The sequence below is a fragment of the Gammaproteobacteria bacterium genome (assembly GCA_041395725.1).
In the GTDB taxonomy this organism is placed as follows: Bacteria; Pseudomonadota; Gammaproteobacteria; order Pseudomonadales; family Pseudohongiellaceae; genus NORP240.
The window spans coordinates 2,234,920-2,251,829 of the sequence record JAWKZW010000001.1 but is presented as its reverse complement, the minus strand read 5'-3'; the positions used below and the strand labels follow the sequence as shown (position 1 = coordinate 2,251,829).

General features: G+C 57.9%; 15 protein-coding genes and 1 pseudogene. 9 read left to right on the top strand and 7 right to left on the bottom strand.

What is annotated here, in order from left to right:
* The first annotated feature begins 96 nt into the window (after nt 1–96).
* Nucleotides 97–933 (top strand): fatty acid desaturase, encoded by an 837-nt coding sequence (locus R3F50_09980; protein ID MEZ5490632.1) that lies wholly within the window; start codon nt 97–99, stop codon nt 931–933.
* Nucleotides 934–954: 21 nt separating this feature from the next.
* Here the strand turns inward: R3F50_09980 and R3F50_09975 are convergent, their stop codons facing one another.
* The 4 genes from R3F50_09975 to R3F50_09960 form a co-directional block, all read right to left on the bottom strand.
* Nucleotides 955–1,815, bottom strand: a complete 861-nt coding sequence (locus R3F50_09975) for a sulfurtransferase (GenBank protein MEZ5490631.1) — start codon at nt 1,813–1,815, stop codon at nt 955–957.
* 108 nt (nt 1,816–1,923) lie between these two features.
* Nucleotides 1,924–2,829, bottom strand: a complete 906-nt coding sequence (locus R3F50_09970) for a DUF3014 domain-containing protein (protein MEZ5490630.1) — start codon at nt 2,827–2,829, stop codon at nt 1,924–1,926.
* A gap of 291 nt (nt 2,830–3,120) precedes the next feature.
* Nucleotides 3,121–3,672, bottom strand: a complete 552-nt coding sequence (locus R3F50_09965; protein MEZ5490629.1) for a peroxiredoxin — start codon at nt 3,670–3,672, stop codon at nt 3,121–3,123.
* Nucleotides 3,673–3,840: 168 nt separating this feature from the next.
* Nucleotides 3,841–4,905 (bottom strand): tetratricopeptide repeat protein, encoded by a 1,065-nt coding sequence (locus R3F50_09960; GenBank protein MEZ5490628.1) that lies wholly within the window; start codon nt 4,903–4,905, stop codon nt 3,841–3,843.
* A gap of 359 nt (nt 4,906–5,264) precedes the next feature.
* Here R3F50_09960 and R3F50_09955 point away from each other — a divergent pair, with 359 nt between their 5' ends.
* The 6 genes from R3F50_09955 to R3F50_09930 all read left to right on the top strand — a co-directional run bounded on the left by R3F50_09955 (nt 5,265) and on the right by R3F50_09930 (nt 12,069).
* Nucleotides 5,265–6,605, top strand: a complete 1,341-nt coding sequence (locus R3F50_09955; GenBank protein ID MEZ5490627.1) for a M28 family metallopeptidase — start codon at nt 5,265–5,267, stop codon at nt 6,603–6,605.
* Nucleotides 6,606–6,880: 275 nt separating this feature from the next.
* Nucleotides 6,881–8,881, top strand: coding sequence for a PQQ-binding-like beta-propeller repeat protein (locus R3F50_09950; GenBank protein MEZ5490626.1), 2,001 nt, complete (start codon nt 6,881–6,883; stop codon nt 8,879–8,881).
* 114 nt (nt 8,882–8,995) lie between these two features.
* Complete coding sequence (locus tag R3F50_09945; protein ID MEZ5490625.1) at nt 8,996–9,655, top strand: hypothetical protein; 660 nt, start codon at nt 8,996–8,998, stop codon at nt 9,653–9,655.
* Nucleotides 9,656–9,887: 232 nt separating this feature from the next.
* Nucleotides 9,888–10,511 carry a glutathione S-transferase family protein gene (locus R3F50_09940; GenBank protein ID MEZ5490624.1) on the top strand — a complete coding sequence of 208 codons (624 nt, stop codon included), beginning with the start codon at nt 9,888–9,890 and terminating at the stop codon, nt 10,509–10,511.
* Between the two features lie 17 nt (nt 10,512–10,528).
* Entirely contained in the window at nt 10,529–11,587 is a 1,059-nt protein-coding gene (locus R3F50_09935; GenBank protein MEZ5490623.1) for a S41 family peptidase, read from the top strand.
* 14 nt (nt 11,588–11,601) lie between these two features.
* Complete coding sequence (locus R3F50_09930) at nt 11,602–12,069, top strand: CYTH domain-containing protein (GenBank protein MEZ5490622.1); 468 nt, start codon at nt 11,602–11,604, stop codon at nt 12,067–12,069.
* A gap of 101 nt (nt 12,070–12,170) precedes the next feature.
* Here R3F50_09930 and R3F50_09925 read toward each other — a convergent pair whose 3' ends face one another.
* Nucleotides 12,171–12,932 (bottom strand): YiiX/YebB-like N1pC/P60 family cysteine hydrolase, encoded by a 762-nt coding sequence (locus tag R3F50_09925; GenBank protein MEZ5490621.1) that lies wholly within the window; start codon nt 12,930–12,932, stop codon nt 12,171–12,173.
* Nucleotides 12,933–13,081: 149 nt separating this feature from the next.
* On the opposite strand from R3F50_09925, the gene R3F50_09920 reads away from it, so the two are divergent.
* Nucleotides 13,082–14,512, top strand: a complete 1,431-nt coding sequence (locus R3F50_09920) for an aldehyde dehydrogenase family protein (protein ID MEZ5490620.1) — start codon at nt 13,082–13,084, stop codon at nt 14,510–14,512.
* Between the two features lie 98 nt (nt 14,513–14,610).
* Here R3F50_09920 and R3F50_09915 read toward each other — a convergent pair.
* A pseudogene (locus tag R3F50_09915) lies at nt 14,611–14,724 on the bottom strand (deoxyhypusine synthase).
* A 99-nt stretch (nt 14,725–14,823) separates the two neighbouring features.
* Nucleotides 14,824–16,026 carry a type III PLP-dependent enzyme gene (locus R3F50_09910; GenBank protein MEZ5490619.1) on the bottom strand — a complete coding sequence of 401 codons (1,203 nt, stop codon included), beginning with the start codon at nt 16,024–16,026 and terminating at the stop codon, nt 14,824–14,826.
* Nucleotides 16,027–16,444: 418 nt separating this feature from the next.
* Between R3F50_09910 and R3F50_09905 the strand changes: the two genes are divergently transcribed.
* Nucleotides 16,445–16,906, top strand: coding sequence for a YaiI/YqxD family protein (locus R3F50_09905; GenBank protein MEZ5490618.1), 462 nt, complete (start codon nt 16,445–16,447; stop codon nt 16,904–16,906).
* The last annotated feature ends 4 nt before the right edge of the window (nt 16,907–16,910 follow it).

Sequence of the window (16,910 nt, the reverse complement as noted above, 5' to 3'; positions counted from 1 at the left end):
TTAATTGGTCAGTACACTGAAAAGGGGTTTAGTTCTTTATCAAGTTCCCGAATAATACGCCCCTTCCGCTTTCCCGTGATCAGAGTGTTGTCTCATATGAGTGTCTTTCGTTTTCCCGCAGACAGAATACCCGTTTCAATTGCGCTGGCGTTTTCGCTGGTGGATTTTGGCTTCTACCTCTGGGTTGACTCTTTGTGGGTTCTGGCTGTCTGGATTTTGGTTGGACTGATCCCCAAAGCTAATTTCGGCGCCTGGAGTCATCACCATCAGCATTGCATGGTCTTTAAATATGCCTGGCTTAATCGGCTGCTGGAGTTATCCCATTTTTTCCATGTTGGGATCAGCAGTAATGCCTGGATGCTGCATCACGTGGTAGGGCACCACCAGCACTACCTGGATCAGAGCAAAGATGAATCGGCCTGGAAGGATTCCAGGGGCAGACAAATGGGCCGTTTGAAGTACGTTCTGGTCGGGGTTATCACCACTTATCCCCGTATCTGGAAATCCGGCCTGCGCTATTCCAAGCACCTGAAGATTTTCATCCCCATGACACTTCTGAGCCTGGGGTTGCTGGGGTGCCTCTTCTACTTCAATTGGGTCAATGCGCTGATGGTGTATCTCATCCCCATGGTTCTGGGGCTTATGCTTGTCTACCTGGCCACCTATGACCATCATAGCGGTCTTGATACCGACGATCCCTACCAGGCTTCCTACAATATCACTGACCCGGTCTATAATTTTTTCACGGGCAACCTGGGTTATCACACTGCCCACCACGTGAAGCAGTCGGTACACTGGTCCAGGCTACCGGAGTACCATCAGTCTATTCAGCATCGCATTCCCCCGGAACTGTATTGCAAGGCCGGGTACCCCTTTTCATGGATAAATTCAGCCCTGCCCTATTTCCAGTGGCTGAGACGTACGCCGACCTGAGCAGCCAGTTCTGCCTGGCCGTCAGCAAACCACCGGCAGCTTTCCTGGCTGCCCCCACTCACACCAGGAGCCGTCGTAGACCGACAGGTTCTGGTAGCCGGCCAGGTGCGCGGCGAGGGTCAGAATACAGGCCGACAGGCCTGATCCGCAGGTAAAAATCAAGTTCTGCCCGGGGGCGGCCTCAGCTGCCAGGATCTCCTTCAGCTCTTCCACCGGCTTCATGAAGATATCATCGAGCACCTTCTGGAAGGGCAGACAACTGGCGCCTGGCATGTGGCCGCCGCGCAGGTTAGGCCTGGGCTCCGGGTCACGACCAAAGAACCTCCCCTCGGAACGGGCATCCAGGATCGAACAGGACTCATCGTTCAATAATTGGTAAAGCTTCAGTGCATCAGAAAAATGCCCGAGCCGCTCCCGACTCTGAAAATTGCCTTCCTGCGGCGCCTCCATTAAAATCCGATCAGTCAACTCCAGCCCCGCCTGCCGCCAGGCAACAGCGCCACCGTTCAGCACAGCGACATTGTCATGCCCCATGGCACGGAGCATCCACCACGCTCTGGGGCTGGCATAAACGCCAGTGTCATCATAAATGACGAGGGCACTGTCGGCGCAAATCCCCAGGGCGCGCGCCTGTTCAGCGAAAAAATCCGCTGCAGGCATCATGTGCGGGAGTGAAGCACTCTGATCACAGATTTTCCGGTCGTAATCAAAACGCAGGGAACCGGGTATATGACGCGCCGTGGACCCGGCGGGCAGGGTCTGGCGGGTAAAAGGGGCTATGGGTGGAACCGATGCATCGAGAACAACGAGGTTGTCCGCATCCAGGTTGTTCACCAGCCAATCGACACTGACCAGGGCGGAAGGAACACTGACCTGGCTCATGGTATAACCGACCACTTGTCGTCAGGTATCAAAATGGGATTCATAATCTGGTTTTCCAGGCTCAAGGATAACGTGCCGACAAGCCATTCAGAATTCCTCTCACCAGCACTACAATGCCAGCAGAATTTCACGCAGCTTGGTTTTTACTTTGTCCCGGTTCTCCGGGCCGATCCGGATCAGCTGTTTCTGGATATCCGACATCCCTTCGATCTGATTGTCGGCATACAGATACATGACAGAAGGCTTGACCAGCTGCAGCGGGCCGCCGATTTCATCCGTTTCCAGAACGTTCCGGATCGCGCGGCGCAGGGTAGTGTCGAAATTCACATCACCGTAACCCAGCTCACCATAGGCCTGTTGTAACAGCGGTGACGCCAGCCGGTAGAGTGAGAGAGCCTGATCAGTGTCCAGGGCAATGAACGCGTTCACCGCCTGGTCAAAACGGCGATAGCCGGCTTCATCCATCTGAAACAGGTTATCGTCTAAAGTCCGCACCGGAAAATCACCCGGCACGCTGCGATACACCAGGTTGCTTTGCGGCAGATCGCCACGGCTGACGTTGTCCACCAGCACGACGAAGCGTCTCACCAGCTGCACGTCCGCGAGATGCTGCAGCAGGGCGACCCCGTTGCCTATCTGCTGCAGCCGCGTGATTACAAAGGGGTCGCTGGCGTTGAGGCTGGGCAGTTCGACGGCGACCGGTTCCGGGTCCGGTGCGGCCGCGGGCTCCTCCACTGCCGACACCAGCGGATCTCCTACCTCCTCCACCACCTCAGGCTCCTCCACCACCTCAGGCTCCTCTGTCACCGCCTCCTCAGGAACCCGGGTTCGGGATGACTGAGGCGGAGACGGCCTCGAGGGCTCGGGTTCAGGACGCAACGGTTGCGGCTCGGGTGGAGGGATAATGACAGTCGTCGTACCCTCCGGAGGTTCGTAGGTGGCACCGAGATAAACAAGGTACAACAGAGTGACCACGGCGATCCCGGCTATAACGAGTATACTTTTCGCACCCATGAGTCATTCCTGGTCAAAGCGAACGGTCATTTTGTCACAGTCACCTTTTGCGCCACAAGGCAACAGAACGCGCCGGGGCAATAGATCATCGGGAAGTCACAAATTGCCCTGATTCAGCCATAATCCCGCTGCCAAGACGGCCCGATAACGGTCCTGAGCCACCTGTTACAGGGGCACAAAAAAAGGCCACCACCGATGAGGTGATGGCCTTTTCTGTTACGGCCTGTCGGTCCAGGTCATTCAATAATCTGACCTGTCCCGGCTGATTTCCAGCCAGGCGCCAGCGGACTGTCAGTTACCTGCAACCAGCGGAAAACCAAGCTCTGCCATGGTGCGGGTCAAATCCACACCGGCTGTCGCAGGGTTGGTCTGCTTATCGATTTTCAGGACTGTACCGTCACTGCCGATGTAGTAGGTCCAGCGGTTGTTGAAACCGCTTGCCCCCAATACCCCGTAAGCGGAAGACATTTCCTTGCTGGGATCCGACAGAATCGGAAACCCTGCCTGGTGTTCCTCGGCAAAGGCGGTATTGGTTTCCAGGTCATCGACACTGGCCATGAAATAGGCGACATCGAACCGTGTAATTTCTCGAGCACTGTCACGCAGCGCTTTACATTGCATGGTTCAGCCACCAGTGAAGGCTTTGGGGAAAAAAGCGATAACCACCGGCTTCTCACCCAGGAACTGCGATAGCGTATACGTCTCGCCATCCGACCCCTGCAGGGAAAAATCCGGTGCTTTGTCGCCAACCTCCAAGGCTGCTGCCAGCGGACTCGCCAGCAGTAACGCGCTTAACAGGCTGCCGGTCAGCACCCTGAAGCCGTTGCGTACAAGTTGTAACATGGACACTCCTCTCGAACTGTTTCGTACTGTTCAGTACTTTTTAGAGATGGTACACATGGATCCACCGTCCGTGCAGTGAATCAACGCCATTTATAACAGTCTTTAGGCCCGGGCGACAGACCTTTTATCGCGCCCCGGGTGGGCATAGGCTTTCCCTGGCAGTACCTGTCAGTACAGCAGGCTGCGACGGGTACTGCGCTGAATGGCCAGAAACTCCGTCTGCAACTCGCGGATTTCACTGGCCAGTCGTTCTCGCTCAGCGGCCGGGATGTCAGGATTCCGGGCCAGGATAGCGTCGAGACTCTGCAACGAAACCTCCACTTCCCGCACGCTGCGGTACACCATCATGCGCTTGTTGTCCCGCTGCGAATCACGGTAACGGGGGTTTTCCCGCCGCACATTGGTGCACTGGCGAACCACACCACCCTGGCCGTCACTGACATTGTTGCAGACTGTCTGGTAAACAAAACGACTGACAGTGCCTTCGAAAAACTGATAGGGGGTACTGGCCAGCACCCTTGCGGTTTCCAGATCAGCGCGGGATTTACCCCGATACAGGGGCAGCAGGGATTTTTCGCTGAAATCCGGGCTGGCCTGAATACGAGCGATACTCTTCTGGTAGATATCACTGAGCTCTTCCGCCTCCTGGCCAATGCCACGATAGCCCTCGTTCAGCAGGTTTTCCCGCATGGTGCGCAGCTTCCAGTCACCAAGCTCGGCCACAGCCGCCGCATAGCGCGGATCGGCCGGCTCATAGAGGCGATTCTTCAGGTAATAACGCAGCTGATGCATGTCGTCAGCCTGCTGCCAGTCGCCAATGGCCAGGCTGCTGTTGATGAGCTTGTCGATATAGGGCAGCTGCTCTTCGCTATTGAGCCCGGCACTGATGCGGGTCAGTTGCAGGGCCTCCCGGTACATCGCCAGGGCCTGATCCAGATCCCCATACTCCTGGTAAACCCGGGCCAGGTCGTCATACATTTCCACCAGGGCCGGGTCATAGAGCCCGAGTTCACTTTGCAACTGCTCGATGGCCTGCTGGCGGCGCTCAAGTTCACGGCTGAACTCAACGGCCGCCGCCGCAGCATCGGCGTCCAGAGGAACCGGCGGTGGGCTCTGATCCTGCCCACTCCGCGCCGCGGGCGCCGCCAGAACGGCGATCAGCAGCAAGGACCCGGCAACCCCGCTAAAGCGGTTTCCACCTGCGCTGGTAATTGAAATGACTGTCTCCGACATGATTCTGTGGCCTTGGCAGTATGCGCTCCGGGGTAGCCCCTGACCGGGTACTCGTTGCGGCGCCTGAAGCCCAGGCCGGCCTGATGGCCCGTCTGTGGCTCCCCCGACTTTCACATTATACATAGCATGAGTAGTATTAACCCTGACTTAACCAGATGGGAACCTGCTGTTTATCAACGCATTAAGGAAGCTCTGATGCACTACCACGCCGCCTGGCGGGCCCGCCCTGACCCTTGACCGGCGGGATATTTGCACCCATGCTCTGGCGAATAATGTAATTCCCGTCGCCAGCACCGCCCTGTCACTTGCAGGCTGCGGGTGTGGGGAGAGGGTTCGGACAGCTATTTTTGGAGGATTCAATGGGTCGTTTTTACACTCTGCTGGGCTTTTTGGCGTTTTTCCACACCAGTCTTGCGGCCGGTCAGGCCCTCAGCCACCAGGCGCTGCACGACATAGCCGCTGCTGTGTCAGCCCGGCGCATCCAGCAGGATGTCGTGCAACTGGTTAGTTTCGGCACGCGTCATACCCTGTCAATGACAGACTCCCAGGTACGTGGCATCGGGGCCGCCAGACGCTGGATCAAAGAGGAGTTCGAGCGAATTTCGGCTGACTGCGGTGGCTGTCTGGAAGTTTTTTATGTCAGCGGCGAGGCCTCCGGCAACCGTATTCCGGAGCCCACCGAGGTGGTCAGCGTCGTGGCCCTGCAGCGTGGCAGCGTGAACCCCGATCGCGTGGTGCTGATGAGCGGTGATATTGATTCCCGGGTCAGTGATCCGATGAATTCCACCTCCTACTCTCCCGGAGCCAACGACAATGCCTCCGGAATGGCCGGAGTACTGGAGGCTGCCCGGCTGCTGAGCCGGTATCAGTTTGGCAGCTCTATCGCTTATGTGGGCCTGTCTGGCGAGGAACAGGGCCTTTACGGGGGCGCTATTGTTGGTGACTACGCCCTCGCCAACGGCTGGAACCTGGACGCCGTGCTCAACAACGATATGATCGGCAATACCACCGGCGTCAACGGCGTCACCAACAACACCACCGCACGGGTGTTTTCCGAAGGCACCCGCTACGTGGAAACTGAAGAAGAAGCACGCCAGCGCCGATTTCAGGGCGGTGAAGTGGATTCCCCCTCACGTAACCTGGCCCGCTACATTGATGAACTGGCTGATCGTTATATACCTAACCTGGATGTGATGATGGTGTATCGGCTGGATCGATTCGGCCGTGGCGGGCATCACCGCCCCTTCAACGAAAGGGGTTTTCCTGCCGTGCGCATCATGGAGACCAATGAAAATTACACCCAGCAGCACCAGGACGTGCGGGTTGAAAACGGCATCGCCTACGGCGACGTACTCGAGCATGTGGATTTTGATTACGCCGCCAGGCTGACCGGGCTGAATGCGGTAACCCTGGCATCCCTGGCCTGGGCACCGGAGCCTCCGGCGGCAGTCGGCATCCGGGGCCAGGTCAGCCCGGACACTACCCTCAGCTGGCAGCGAGTACCGGGCGCGGCGTCCTACCGGATTCACTGGCGCCTTACCACATCGCCGACCTGGACGTTCTCCCGTGACGTCGGGGATGTGGAGCAGTTCACCCTGGAAAATGTCGTTATCGATAACTATTTCTTCGGGGTTTCCAGCGTTTCGTCCGAGGGCCACCAGAGTCCTGTAGTGTTCCCGGGCCCAGCCGGCGCATTCTGACCCGACCAGACCACCGGGCAGCCACTGACTGCAAGCGCGTTGAGTCCAGCGGACCGCTGCCGTGGGTCGACTTTCGGCACTCATCGTAGCAGGGTGCCCGGCCACCGCTGCCGGGCGCGCAGGACATGACAAACCTCAAATCCTGGGTTACTCTGCCAGGCTCGAGTGACGCCTGGTGCGTCGCTTCGGCCCCAACGGCACCCAGCTGAAAGACAGAATAAGAAAGTCAGAATAAGACAGAATAATAATAGTCAACCCAATTAGAGGTACCGCTAATGACTGGATTCAGATCTGCCCAACGAAGCCGCATTATTAAACCGTTCTCCCTGACCGGTCTGGCGACGTTTCTACTCTGCCTCGCGTTGCCCGGTTTCGCCCAGGACACCGTGGAGTGGACCACCCTTGGCAACGACTTTGCCCATACCCGTTACTCGCCGGCCAACCAGATCAACGCCGCCAACTTTAAAGACCTGGAAGTGGCCTGGGTCTGGGATGGCGCCAGTTTTGAGGCCCAGAGCGGTCGCTCGACACCCAGTTACATCAACGGACGTCTCTACACCGTGGCGGGCGCGCGGCGGCATGTAGTGGCCATCGACCCGGTAACCGGCGCGACTCTGTGGTCGTATCGCGAGCCGGATACCGGTCGCTGGGAATACTCCATGCGCGCCGATTACGGTAAGGGCGTGGGTTACGGCCAGGTCAACGGCCGTGACGTGATCTATATTGTTTCGCCAGGGTTTTTCCTCACGGCCCTGGACGCTGAAACCGGTGCGCCGCTGGAAGGTTTTGGCCAGCCAGTGCCCATCGACGGTTTCCCGGACACCGGTGTGGTGGATCTGCTGGCCGATCTGGGCCACCCCTACGATCCCTACGAGGGGCTGCCACTGGAACGCGGCTACATTACCTCTTCCTCACCCCCGATCGTCGTCAATGGCGTGGTAATCGTCGGCAATTCGGCGGAACAGGGCTATCACCAGTCCCGCATCGAAAATATCCCCGGCGATATCCTCGGCTATGATGCCACCACCGGGGAATTCCTTTGGAAATTCAATGTGTTGCCGCGCCCTGGCGAATACGGTCATGAAACCTGGGAGAATGATTCCTGGCAGTACACCGGAGACATCTCTTCCTGGGCACCCCTTTCCGCCGATCCGGAACTGGGCCTGGTTTACATTCCCACCAACGGCGTAACCATCGACTATTACGGCGGTCACCATCCCGGTGACAATCTGTTCAGCACCAGCCTGATCGCTCTGGATGTGCGCACGGGTGAGCGCAAGTGGCACTATCAGCTGGTCCACCACGATATCTGGAATTTCGACACGCCGACCGCGCCAATACTGATGGACGTGAACCTCAACGGGCGTACGACCCCGATCGTGGCGCAGGCCACCAAGCAGGGCTTTACCTATGTGTTCAACCGGGAGACCGGTGAACCGGTCTGGCCCATCGAAGAAAAACCGGTCCCGCAATCCACCGTGCCGGGCGAGAAACTGGCCGCCACCCAGCCCTACCCGACCAGGCCGGCGCCATTCGAATACCAGGGTTCCAGGGTCGACCTGCTGGCCGACTTCACCCCGGAGATCCGGCAGCAGGCAATCAACGCAGTGGCCGATTTCGAGATGGGATCGCTGTTCAACCCGCCGATCCAGCGCAATCATCCGTCGGGCAAGCTGGCAGCCCTGATGTGCCCCTCCGGGGCCGTCAACATCACCCATCCGCCGGTTGCCGATCCCACCAGCGGAGTGATGTATATCATTTCCCGCTATAGCTGTGGCTCAAGACAGCTGGTGACCGGTGAGGAAGCTGACACCTATTACGAAGCCCCCACGGGCACAACCCTGTCCCGCTACGCAGCGGCCAGTGGTGGCCCGTCGCCACGGCATCCGGCCGGTATCCCCCTGTGGAAACCGCCCTACAGCCGCATCACGGCCATCGACCTCAATACCGGTGAGCACGCCTGGATGATTCCAGCCGGCTACACACCGGAACGGGTCCGCGACAATCCTGCCCTGGCCGGGGTCGATATCGGCAATACCGGTTCCGGCTCAGTGGGTCCCATGGTGGTCACCGATACACTGCTGATCTACGGCAATGTGGCCAGCGATGGCACAGACATGCTTTATGCCATCGACAAGGCGAGCGGTGAGGAGGTTGGGGCCATCAAAGCACCCGCCCGCAGCCGTTACGGCATGAGCACCTGGGTGCACGACGGCAGGCAGTACCTGATCCTGCAGACCGGCAGCAGCCTGACAGCCATGGCTTTGCCAATGTAACCGGAAACAGAAACCGGGTGCCGTGACTCAATGAGCAGAAGCCGGCACCCAACTCAATTCAATTCAATTCAATTCAATTCAATCAGTTAGAATCAGTAATAAGAGGTAAAACCAATGAAAAAGTCTGCGTTGTTCTTGTCTGTCGCCGCCATCGCCGCGGCTGGCACATTTTCCATCATCAATGCCCAGGAAAATGCCATGAGTTTCTTTATCACCAGCACCGGTTCCGGCGACGGCGCCAATCTGGGTGGACTGGCTGGTGCCGATGCCCACTGCCAGGCTCTGGCGGAAGTTGCCGGTTCCCAGGGCAAAACCTGGCGAGCCTATCTGAGCGTTCACGCCGAAGGTAATCAGCCCGCCGTCAACGCGCGCGACCGCATTGGCTTCGGCCCCTGGTACAACGCCAATGGCGTCATGGTGGCTGAAAACCTGAATCAGTTGCACAGTGAGTTCATGAACCTGGGCAAGCAGACCTCCGTCACCGAGAGGGGTGCCGTGGTCAATGGCCGAGGCGACTCGCCAAATACGCACGACATTCTGACAGGATCCTCCCTTGACGGTCGCACCATCGACGACGGGCAGAATCACACCTGTAACAACTGGACCAGCAGTGCCGATGGTGAAGGCACCGCCCAGGTGGGACATCACGATCGCCAGGGTGGCGGCGCCAACCCCAATTCCTGGAACAGCGCCCACGGTTCACGCGGCTGCAGCCAGGCGAACCTGGTAGCCACGGGTGGCAACGGCTACTTCTACTGTTTCGCTATCGACTAGCCACCACCGGCAGACCGGTCCCGACCCGGTGTGAACGCAGCCACCCGGCTGCGTTCACACCGGGTTTTTTATGCCTGCGAGTAACTGGATTAAGCCCCGAAGTGTCAACAGGGGTAGATAACCGGGCGTCACCGGACAGGCTGAATGATAACGCCGGATACGGAGACACTGCCGACCAAGATGCGTTATCCTGTGGCCCGATTCTAAAGTTCTGGTAAGAGGTTTGGACGCAATGAAACTGTATGGATTCAGCCAGTCCCGTTCTTTCAGAGCCCTCTGGGCACTGGAGGAAGCCGGGCTCGAGTACGAGTACATCGCTGTCAACTTTGGCAGCGAAGAAGGGCCCCACGGCAGCCGCAGCCCCGCCTACATGGCGATCAATCCCCAGGGGAAAGTGCCCACCCTGATCGATGGCAGCCTGACCCTCACGGAAAGTGGCGCCATGCTGAACCATATCGCCCGTAAGGCGGCGCCGGAGAAGGCCCTGATTCCGTCTCACAACGAGGAGTTGCTGGCCCGCCACGACGAGATACTGTTCTTCGTGTTGTCCGACCTTGAACAACCGCTCTGGACCAATGGCAAGCACCGCTTTGCCCTGCCGGCGGAGCAACGGGTTCCGCAGATGCTGGAGACCGCCAACTGGGAGTTTGCCAAGGCCCAGCGGGCTCTGCACCACCACCTGGACGGCCGGCGTTATGTGGTAGGCGAGAACTTCAGCGTTGCCGATATCCTGCTGGCCCACACGCTTAACTGGGCAGAGCGATTCAAATTTCAGGTAGATCAGGCGTTGCTGGACTACCGTGATTTCCACTACCAGCGCCCGGCGGCACAGAAAGCCGTGGCGATTGTTGCCTGACCGGTCGAGGCCGGGCCATGCGCAATAACCTGCCATTGTGGCTGCTACTGACTTGGCTACTGTCCGGCTCCCAGATTCTGGCGGCGGCGGAAGCCGGCAGCGTCCGCCAGCGCGTAGCGGCCGATAGCCAGGAGTACTTCCTGCTGCAAGCCTTTCACACCAGATTACCCGGTTCACGACTGTCCATTCACCACCTGGGGTTGCTCACCGAAGAAAGGGACAAAAGCTTTTATGTGAGCGCTGTGCTGGACGGCTTCCCTGCTCAGCAGGCCGGTCTGCGCCGCGGCGACCGGCTGGATAGTATTGATGGCAAGCCTTTCCAGCCAGTCCTGAGCCTGAACCCCTCTATTGGGGATGGTGGAATCGCAGACCCGACACCTCGCCAGGTCAGATTGACCTTCACCCGCAACGGTGCGGACCAGAGCACCTCGCTGCGCACCGTGTATGGCAACCTGTATGACGCGTTCCGTTCCGCCACGGGGAGCAGCCTCCAGCAGTTCAGTAATGGCAACAAAGTCATCGGCTACATCAAGCTATGGACTGTAAACCGCTCCACCGACAACCTGCAGTCATTCAGGCGCATGTTCGAGTCCCTGGCGCACTGCGATGGGCTGATCATCGACTTGCGCGACAGCTATGGGTTTATCGACGCAGTACACCTGGACTGGTTCTTCGCCAGCCGTAACAGCTACCTGGTGCTTGAGGGAGACAACCCCGATCTCTGGCGCGAGCGGCAGAGTGAGCGCCAGTCCGACGACTACTACGATCGCGCCATGGTAGTTATGCAGAACCATGGCACTCGCGGCAGCATGGAGCTGTTAGGTTACCAGCTCGGCAAATTGCAGCGGGTCGTCAGTCTGGGCGAAACCACCATGGGCAAAGCGGGTCAGGTGACTTATAACGGCGGGGACGGATCTATTGAGTACGTTACCGGCGATCAGATCACTGTCGACGGTATCCTGATGGAATCGAACGGCTTTCCGCCTGAGCAGTCGGTAGCCTACCCCCTGACAGACTCCCGCGCGTCGGACCCGCAGTTCGATGCGGCGATGATGACCTTAATGCAGATCATGTGAGCGGGTCGGGCGCCATGGCAATCGAAATTGAACGTAAATTTCTGGTTAAAGTGGACAGACTACCACGTCTGGAAAACGGCCTGCGGATCGTGCAGGCTTATATACCGACGGCAAACGGGACCACAGTGCGGGTCCGGCTGGCGGGTGAAAAGGCCTATCTTGGGGTCAAAAGTGTTGCCAGCGGGATCTCCCGCCGCGAGTATGAATATGCAATTCCCATGGAAGACGCCCAGGAGATGCTGCGGGAAGTCTGCCTTGCCGCGGCGATCGAGAAGCAGCGCTTTTTCTTTCCACAGGGCGAAGTGACCTGGGAAATTGACGTCTTTAACGGCGAGAATAACGGGCTCATCGTTGCGGAGGTAGAGTTGCAGTCGGAGGGTCAGTTGCTCACACTGCCGGACTGGATCGCCGAAGAAGTCACCATGGATCCTCGTTTCGGCAACCACAGCCTGGCCAGGAATCCCTACTCAACCTGGGAATGACTGGAAACACAGCAAGCTGGCTGTTGCAAGACGCTTCCGAAACAGGCGCAGCCTCAAATCCTCCTTGCCGCGTCTACCGGAACCGGCAGTCAACTGTTCCTTCAGCCTGTCCTTTCAGTCATCTGCAGTTCTGACGGTGTCCATTGCAGCGTCCGATAGTCGAAACCCTTCTCAATGGTTGGCTTGACGATCGCGAAATACGGCGAGGCATCAAAGTCTCTCGGCGTGTAGTGGGTGAAGTGGGCACGGTAGAAAGTGGGCACCTCGCCATCATCACCCTCTTCCCCCAGGCGCGGCAGAATCGGATAGTCAATGTACTGAAAAGACTGGGCAATCAGGGTGGAACAGATGGCCCGGGTCGGCTCGCCACTACCCAGGGCCAGCATGGAACGCCGGTACCGATTAGGCACCGCTGGTCGCTGGATAAGAAACCGTACCAGGTCTAACACATTTTTCAGATCATAGTGATGGCCAAGCTTTTCACGGGCAAACTCAACAACTTTCCGTGTCTCATCCGCAGTCAGGCCCACCGGCCGACAAATGCGCACGTTAAAATGGCTATATTTTGCAACCGGCACCAGATGAACACCATTCTGCAGGTCTGCCTCCAGCAGAATCGGTTCATCCGGACCTTCATCACCCTTTCCTACGCAGAGACAGGCATGTGACCACGATGACTGGGTCAGGTATTTGATGGCGACACTGATTCTACTATCACCCTCAACCAGCAGGATATCCCCCGGCTGTAGAACCTCCGCCACAACCTCCATCGAGACGGTATCGAGCCGCTGATAACCAGGCAGCGACTTACTGAGAAAAGCCGCCAGGCGGCGACCCATAGCTGAGCGCAAGCTTTTTGTCATGGAAATAACCGGTCTCCTGGGTCCACATGATTGTTGTCACAGCAACTCAGTTATACTAGCCTCCTTTTTTCAGTTACCGCAATGCATAGACCTCGCTGTCGACCACCACGCCTGGCGCTGACTGTCGACCACAAAGAAGGAGCAACTTCATGCAGGCTTACAACAAATTCTATATCAACGGTGAGTGGGTAACCCCTCAGGACAGGAAAACCCTCGAGGTGATTAACCCTGCAACCGAACAGCCCTTCGCCACGATTTCACTGGGAACCGCGGAAGACGTGGATGCAGCCGCCCGGGCCGCCCGGGCCGCCTTCCCGGTCTGGGCTCAATCCAGCATTGAGGAACGGCTTGCCGTTATCGAAAAAATCGTTGCCGGCATGAAAGCCCGGGGTGGCGAGCTGGCAACTGCCATCTCCAGCGAAATGGGAGCCCCATTGACCCTGGCCAGTACCGCGCAAGTGGGCGCCGGCATGGCGCACTTCCTTAATATCATGGCCCTCCTCAAGGATTACCAGTTCGAGGAGGTCCGTGGGACAACCCACATTGTCAAGGAGCCGGCGGGGGTCTGCGCCTTTATTACGCCCTGGAACTGGCCGCTGAATCAGATCACCTGCAAGGTTGCCCCGGCCATCGCCGCAGGTTGCACCATGGTGCTCAAACCCAGCGAGGAAGCACCGATCAGCGCCTATCTTCTGGCCGAGATAATTGCCGAATCCGGCCTGCCGGCGGGTGTATTCAATCTGGTAAATGGCGACGGTCCGGGAGTCGGCGCCGCCCTGTCCGCTCATCCGGAATTCGACGTGGTTTCCTTTACCGGCTCCACCCGGGCGGGTCGTGAAGTAGCCAGGGCCGCTGCGGATACCATCAAGCGCGTCACGCAGGAACTGGGCGGTAAATCCGCCAACATTATCCTGGATGACGTGCCGGATTTCGCCAGGGCCGTAAAAGGTGGCTGCATCAGCTGTTTCAACAACAGTGGCCAGTCCTGTAATGCCCCGACCCGCATGCTGGTGCCCAGGGCCCGCATGGCCGAAGCCATCGAAGTGGCCAGGGCCACCGCGGCTGCCACCACCGTGGGGGACCCCGGTGACGAGAAAACCCGCATCGGCCCGGTGGTGAACGAAGCCCAGTTCAACAAGATCCAGGGTCTGATTCAGAAAGGCATCGACGAAGGCGCCGAGCTGATAGCCGGCGGTCCCGGACGACCCGAAGGGTTGGATAAGGGCTACTATGTTAAACCGACGGTATTCGCCAATGTCAGCAATAATATGACGATCGCCCGTGAGGAAATTTTCGGGCCGGTTCTCTGCATCATCCCCTACGACAGTGACGACGACGCGGTGCAGATTGCCAACGACACGGAATACGGCCTGTCCGGTTATGTGTCCGGCGAACCCGGGCACGCCAGAGCCATTGCCAGGCGCCTGCGGACGGGTAATGTCCATCTCAACGGTGCCGGCCCGGATTTCAGCGCTCCCTTCGGCGGTTACAAGAAATCCGGTAACGGACGCGAATGGGGCCGTGAAGGTTTTGAAGAATTTCTGGAGACCAAGGCTATCATGGGTTATGACGCAGCCTGACCGGCTGCCGCGGCGACTACCATGGCCAGCGCTATTACGGCGCTTGCCATGGTCAGCCTGCTTTGCTCTTTCCCGACGTGTTCAGCCGGCCCTCTGCGCTAGCTGGCAAACAACTGGCTGAAGCGACGACGCTTTCGGTTCTTCCAATGACCCCGATGCCAGGCATCGCTGGCCAGCAAAGGCAGCACGCTGGTGGCTTCAGCGGATACCATCAGCGGCCTGGCATCAAACGACGTGATATCTATGTTGCTCTAATGCATGGGCCAGCAGCTGAGTCTTGCGGTCGTCTACTGGTTTCCTCTGCGCCTGCGTCATTGTGATTCACCCGGCCAATGCCCGGTATCCTGCGCCCTCGCTTCAACTATTGAAGCCGCCAGGTGAGTACCGGCCGCTCTGGCGTTGCCATAGTGAGACAGCTGCGGTTCATCGCTCACACTTGCCAGCAGATAGCTGTTGAAGCCGTTGAATTCGGTTCGCAGTTGCATGCTGTAAGCGCCCAGATTACCTATTTCGATGTAATCTCCCTCGCCAATATCCGCTGGCAGCAGGAAGGGACCCGGCATGAAATCCATGCTGTCGCAGGTCGGCCCGTAAAAACTGAACTCCAGTAATTCCTCGTCTACAGACCGACTTCTCTCCAGCCGCTCAACCGGATAGATAAAGCGTGGCTGACCGGCATCAAAAAGTCCGCCGTAGGTGCCATCGTTAAGGTAAAGAGTCTGGTCTTTGCGCATCTCGACTTTCACGACCAGTGATGCGCCTTCGGCAACAAGAGCCCGCCCTGGCTCGCACCACAGCTCACAGGTTTCACTGACCGGCATTTCTTCAAAGCATTCGAGGATGCAGCTGACGTAGTCCGCCAGTGGCGGTGGCGCCAGGTCAGGATAGACCGACGGAAAACCTCCACCCACATCAAGAATGTCGATGATGACACCGGATTTCCTGATCAGACTGGATACCTGCTCCAGCGCCTCCGCATAGGCGTCAGGTCGCATTATTTGCGAACCAGCGTGAAAACAGATACCCAGTCGCTGGGAAACCTGTCGGCTTCTAAGCAGCAGGTCCGCAGCCGGACCACCGCTGATGCCGAACTTGCCGGCCAGCTGTAGACAGGAATGACGATTGGATACCGCCACCCGGACAAACAGGTTGAGATCCGGTGCATGACCAGTCTCTTCCAGAATCTTGTCCAGCTCTGCCTCACAGTCGAGAGAGAAATCCCGGATGCCAAATTCAAAATAGGCGCGTCGAATTGCAACGCGACTCTTGACGGGATGCATGAAGGACATGCGTGCCCCCGGCAGCTTTGAACTGATCAGTTCAATTTCAGCCAGCGAAGCAACATCAAAGTGTTGTATACCGGCGGCAGCTACCGTTTCGACAAAGAAAGGATTAGTTTTGACAGCGAAAAGTACGCGTCCAGGAAAATTATTTTGAAACCATCGGGAAGCTGCCGTTACAGCATGAGGCCGCAGGCAATATACCGGGTGTTCTGGACGTGTAGCACATACCATTGAGTAGGCCGAAATGAATTCGTGCATCTCATAAAACCCCCTATGCGCAGTTGAACAAGGCGCCAGACTGCTGGAACGGTACTCGGGAGCTCCGAAGGAGATGAATACCCAGCCCATTTCAACTGGCGAGCGCGAATTTTAGGTTTTTTTGGGTGCATGTAAAGAAATATTTGCATTGTGATGAAAAAAAATTCCCCGTCGCTGCAATTTCCGGGCCCGCGTGGCTGCAGCCCAGATTCTACGCGCACCTCGGGGGTGGGCAGCGCAGAGGAAGTCGTGCTACTTTAAACCGGTCTGGCGGTGTCCATGCCTGTCGTCGCCCGGTAGTTACCGGATCCGCGCTGGCTGCAGGTGGTCACAGCCTAAGGTTTACCTTCCCGGCCCGGTCGGCGCGGAGGCTGATTGCCATGAGAAAGCTATGAATATCTGGGTCGATGCCGATGCCTGTCCTGTGGTCATCCGGGAAATTCTGTTTCGTGCCGCACAGCGGACCGCGATCCCTCTGACCCTGGTCGCCAATCAGCCACTGCAGACACCACCAGGCGGACTCATCAGGTCAATACAGGTGAGTTCCGGCTTCGACAAGGCCGATGACGAAATTGTCAGCCGCACGGTGGCCGGCGATCTGGTAATCACCAGTGATATTCCGCTGGCTGCGGAAGTGATAGCCAAAGGCGCACTGGCGCTTAGCCCCAGAGGGGAGTTATTCGATTCCAGTAATATCCGCGCACGCCTGAATATGCGGGATTTTCTCGATTCCATGCGCTCCAGTGGTTTCGACACCGGGGGACCTCCGGCGCTGAACCAGAAAGATCGCAAGTTGTTTGCCGACCATCTTGACCGCCTGCTGGCGGAACACATAACCCCCCGCAGTCAGTGAGGAA